Origin of the sequence: Nonomuraea sp. NPDC049784, from assembly GCF_040659615.1 — a bacterium.
Lineage (GTDB): Bacteria > Actinomycetota > Actinomycetes > Streptosporangiales > Streptosporangiaceae > Nonomuraea.
Genome location: NZ_JBFAMX010000856.1, coordinates 1 through 3,457, shown reverse-complemented (window position 1 = coordinate 3,457; position 3,457 = coordinate 1). Strand labels below are relative to the sequence as shown.

General features: G+C 67.5%; 7 protein-coding genes. 4 read left to right on the top strand and 3 right to left on the bottom strand.

The window, feature by feature from the left end; all coding sequences use genetic code 11:
- Positions 1-221, top strand: a 221-nt coding sequence (locus tag AB0J09_RS59875; protein ID WP_360712577.1) for a hypothetical protein, incomplete at its 5' end; no start/stop codon positions are given.
- A 19-nt stretch (positions 222-240) separates the two neighbouring features.
- Here AB0J09_RS59875 and AB0J09_RS59870 read toward each other — a convergent pair.
- Genes AB0J09_RS59870 through AB0J09_RS59860 form a run of 3 tightly spaced genes read right to left on the bottom strand, consistent with a single transcriptional unit; the run spans position 241 to position 1,498 of the window.
- On the bottom strand, positions 241-480 hold the full coding sequence (locus AB0J09_RS59870) for a hypothetical protein (protein ID WP_360712574.1): 240 nt from the start codon (positions 478-480) through the stop codon (positions 241-243).
- Complete coding sequence (locus AB0J09_RS59865) at positions 473-1,087, bottom strand: hypothetical protein (protein ID WP_360712571.1); 615 nt, start codon at positions 1,085-1,087, stop codon at positions 473-475. The genes AB0J09_RS59870 and AB0J09_RS59865 overlap by 8 nt, the downstream gene beginning before the upstream one ends.
- 33 nt (positions 1,088-1,120) lie before the next feature.
- On the bottom strand, positions 1,121-1,498 hold the full coding sequence (locus AB0J09_RS59860) for a hypothetical protein (RefSeq protein ID WP_360712568.1): 378 nt from the start codon (positions 1,496-1,498) through the stop codon (positions 1,121-1,123).
- Between the two features lie 497 nt (positions 1,499-1,995).
- On the opposite strand from AB0J09_RS59860, the gene AB0J09_RS59855 reads away from it, so the two are divergent.
- The 3 genes from AB0J09_RS59855 to AB0J09_RS59845 form a co-directional block, all read left to right on the top strand.
- Positions 1,996-2,457, top strand: coding sequence for a group II truncated hemoglobin (locus AB0J09_RS59855; RefSeq protein WP_360712580.1), 462 nt, complete (start codon positions 1,996-1,998; stop codon positions 2,455-2,457).
- Positions 2,458-2,625: 168 nt separating this feature from the next.
- Positions 2,626-3,171 (top strand): hypothetical protein, encoded by a 546-nt coding sequence (locus AB0J09_RS59850; RefSeq protein ID WP_360712565.1) that lies wholly within the window; start codon positions 2,626-2,628, stop codon positions 3,169-3,171.
- An 11-nt stretch (positions 3,172-3,182) separates the two neighbouring features.
- The coding region (locus AB0J09_RS59845) for a hypothetical protein (protein ID WP_360712563.1) at positions 3,183-3,457 on the top strand (275 nt) is incomplete at its 3' end.

Sequence of the window (3,457 nt, the reverse complement as noted above, 5' to 3'; positions counted from 1 at the left end):
CGCGGCCGGACCCGGACGGCCCAGCTCCGCGCCCAGCGTCGACGCCGGGCTCACCCTGCTCCACCAGGGCCTGCACCGCGCTCGACCACGACGAATCGCATCTACCGGACGGCGCCTGCGCCGCCGCCCGCGACTGGACGGTGATCGTCGCCCTGCTCGGCGACCCAGACGGCGATCCCGGAGGGGAAACCGGCACAAGCTCGGGATTCGGAGGCGGATGAGGCTTTTCCCGTCAGCAGACTACTCGCCGACGGCGATCTCCCGCTGTGCGATAACGTTCACCGCTGCGGGGTCTTCCTCAGCTGGGGTGATGAGAACCCAGCGGCCCGGGTGCTCCCAGCCATAGCCGTACACATCCAGCCAGGCCACGGTCTCATCGTCGAAGTCGCTGTAGCTGACGATGGAGTCCTCCAGTGCCTCACCGTTGGCGGTCCACCGGTCCTCCCCATTGATCAAGGAGACGATCACTCGCCTAGTCACCGTCCACCATCCGGTGCAGGAGAATCTCCTGCGGATATGGCCCGTGAGAGTTCTCCGCGACGATGAGTGCGATCCATTCTTCCAGTCCCTCGAACAGCGGATCTGATGGTGAGAACGTGGAGTTCCGCCACGCTTGGCGCACGTCAAGCCAAACGCTCTCGACGCCCTCGGCTGCCTGGCCTCGCCGCCACGGCCATCCGATCTCACGACAGATCGCTTTCTCGAAGGTCATGACCCCGTGCCCGAGCACCGCGTAGAAGGAGTCGGCGACGCCGCGCTCATAAAAGGCCCGCTTCCACCGGTGTTCGGGCAGCCTGGCGGGATCGACCTCCTGCCAACGTGGAAGGGGAACGGTGGTCATGGGATGGGACATGAAGGGGTACTCCCGCCGGGGTTCCTCCGGCATGAGTGTGGCGTTCATGATGCGGCGCAGGGCGTAGAGGTCCTTGCCAGTCAAGTGCCACGCATAACCATCTGGTTGGCGGATCACGGAGGTGATGCTGCCGGCCTCGGGCACAAAGCCGGCAGCGAGCGCGGCTGTGGCAGCTTCCTGTGGTGAGGCTCCAAAGACGACCGTCTGGTCGTCCCGCGTTGCGGTGTAGGGCATGGTTGTCGTTGCGCTTTCTGTGAGCTGTAGGCGTCAGAGGGGGCCGATGGTTCCGAAGGCGCGGCAGCCGACGACCGTGCCCTGGGCGTTATGGACTTGCTCCTGCGGTCTCAGCCGATCTTCCCGCCCGGCTGCGGCGAGCGTGGTCAGCCGCGGCACGGCGTACCAGGGCTCTGGCGCCGGCTCGGGCAGATGCTCGAGGTCGCCGTAGCGGCTGGCGGGAACAGGGACAAGGGGGACGTCTACCTCCACGACCTGGCCAGCGTCCGCTCCCTCGGCGGCGAGGCGGGCCATCTGCCCAGATGGCAGGATCTCGGCGATCACCCCCGCAGGGAGTTGGTCGCCTGTGGCGAGCTCTGACGTGTTGGCAGAGTAGATGCGGATGGGATGCGGTCTCGTCTTGACCACCATGATGTGTCTCCTTCCCCCTTCACCTACTACAGATGGACGACGGCAAGGCTCCGCCTCTGACGTGCGGAAACGGGAGAGGGGCCCCACTCGCGTTGAAGGAGGGTGGGGCCTGTCGATCTGATCCAGCCGGAGACTCTGCGGCGGGCGCTCCTTGACAACGATGTTTGCCAACGTGAGCACCACAGAGGTTGCCGCGCCAAGGGCGTCCGACATCGTTCTACCTCGCCTGAGCCGCCATTTGGCGATGGAGGGGCTATCCAGGACGACCTCCCAGCTGGGGCCCGAGTCGGCGCCCGATCCCGGCGACCGCATCCAGGTGGCCGGCACCCGGATGCCGCCCTTGACTCCCTAGCCCGTACAGCAGCAGCGCGATCTCAAGCGGAAGGCGCCTCACCGCGCTCGTCCGGCGTCGAGGCTGAGGACAACGCGGTAGGATTCGGGAGCGATCTTCGGTTCGACGCAGTACTTCGTGCAGGAACGACTCTGGGCGGGTGGCGATGACCAGTTTGTACGCGCACGCTGGCGGCGATGAAGGCTTGCACCGCCTGGAAGAGGTCTTCTACGCCAAGGTCCTCGCCGACCCCCTGCTTAAGGCGCTCTTCCCCGAACCCAAGCCGCATCACGTACAGAACTTGACCTGGTTCACCGCCGAATCCTTTGGTGGCCCCGACCGCTTCACCCGCGAACTGGGCTTCGAGCACATCATCAACGTGCACCGGCATCTGCGGATCACTGAGGAGCAACGGCAGCGTTTCGTCGATCTGTACATGCAGGCGGTCGAAGAGTCTGACATGCCCGTCGATCCCGCCTTCCGGCAGGCGGTACACGATCACGTGGAGTTCGGCTCGCACGTCGCCATGCAGAACTCTCACGCCGCAACGGACGCCGACCTGCACCCGTTGCGCGAGGTGCCGCGCTGGAACTGGGCCGGAGACAAGCAGCAAGATCCGGCCCCGTAAGACCTGGCACGGGTGGATCAACCAGCCCCAGCAGGTAGGCCACCGCCCCTCAAGGACGGGATCTCCACGCTGTAAGTACGTGACGAAAAGCAGGAACACCGGTGGAGAGGTACCCGCCGCCACACCAAGCACGGCGTGTCCGTCGCGACGAAACGCTGATCGGCTGCGATGGTGACAGATCTTCGTCCGCCCGCAACGCCAGCCGTCGGCCAGGCAAGCGCGCTGGCCGGGCCGCAGGACCTGGTCTCGGCGGCGACCCCGCTCATGCACCTGGCCGCCGACCACGCCCGTCCGCTCGCCGAGCCGGTCGAGCTCGTTGCGGCCTGGCTGTCCGGAGACGACGCGGTCCAGCCGGTCCTGGACCGGTACGCCGACGCCGCGCTGGCCGAGGCCCGCACGGCGCTGGCTGACCTGGACGTCACCGTGCTGGGGCCGATCGCGGTCGTGACCGGTTCCCACCGGCTCGCCATGAGCATCGGCTACCGCCACGCGCCCGTGGTCGTGGCCACCAACCCGGCCTTCTCTTTCGTGGGCAGGGCCGCCCACGGCAAGCACACGGTCGCCGTCTGGAACACCCAGGCGCTGCCTGCGGTCCTGGACTGGCCCAGCTTGATCGCGACCTTGAACGAGGCCGATCCGGCGGCCACGCCCGCATCCGGCTGGGGGGCTCCAGCAGCATCATCGGCTCACCGCAAGGCGTCGGCTCCGGCCTGACGACCGAGCAGGTGACCGAGATTGTCCACTGCTTCCTGGCCGAGGGGGTCCAGGAGTATGCGTGGGAGGTGGGCGAGTACGCCGACTACTACGCCGCCCTGCAGGCGACCGGCCAGCCGTACGACGCCCAGGACGCCGCCCGGGTCGCGGCCGGCCAGCAGCGCGTCGGCTCCCTGGCCGCGGCCCTGGCCTGCACAGCCCGGCCGGGCATGCCCGCCATCGAGACGGAATGGGGAGGGGCCAAGAACGCGAGCGTGACCGGATCCTTCGATCCGGCCGCGCCGTG

Bases quoted from the DNA above. Each gene is read 5' to 3' on its own strand.
- AB0J09_RS59865 (WP_360712571.1), bottom strand. From the start codon at position 1,087: ATGCCCTACACCGCAACGCGGGACGACCAGACGGTCGTCTTTGGAGCC.
- AB0J09_RS59860 (WP_360712568.1), bottom strand. From the start codon at position 1,498: ATGGTGGTCAAGACGAGACCGCATCCCATCCGCATCTACTCTGCCAAC.
- AB0J09_RS59855 (WP_360712580.1), top strand. From the start codon at position 1,996: ATGACCAGTTTGTACGCGCACGCTGGCGGCGATGAAGGCTTGCACCGC.
- AB0J09_RS59850 (WP_360712565.1), top strand. From the start codon at position 2,626: ATGGTGACAGATCTTCGTCCGCCCGCAACGCCAGCCGTCGGCCAGGCA.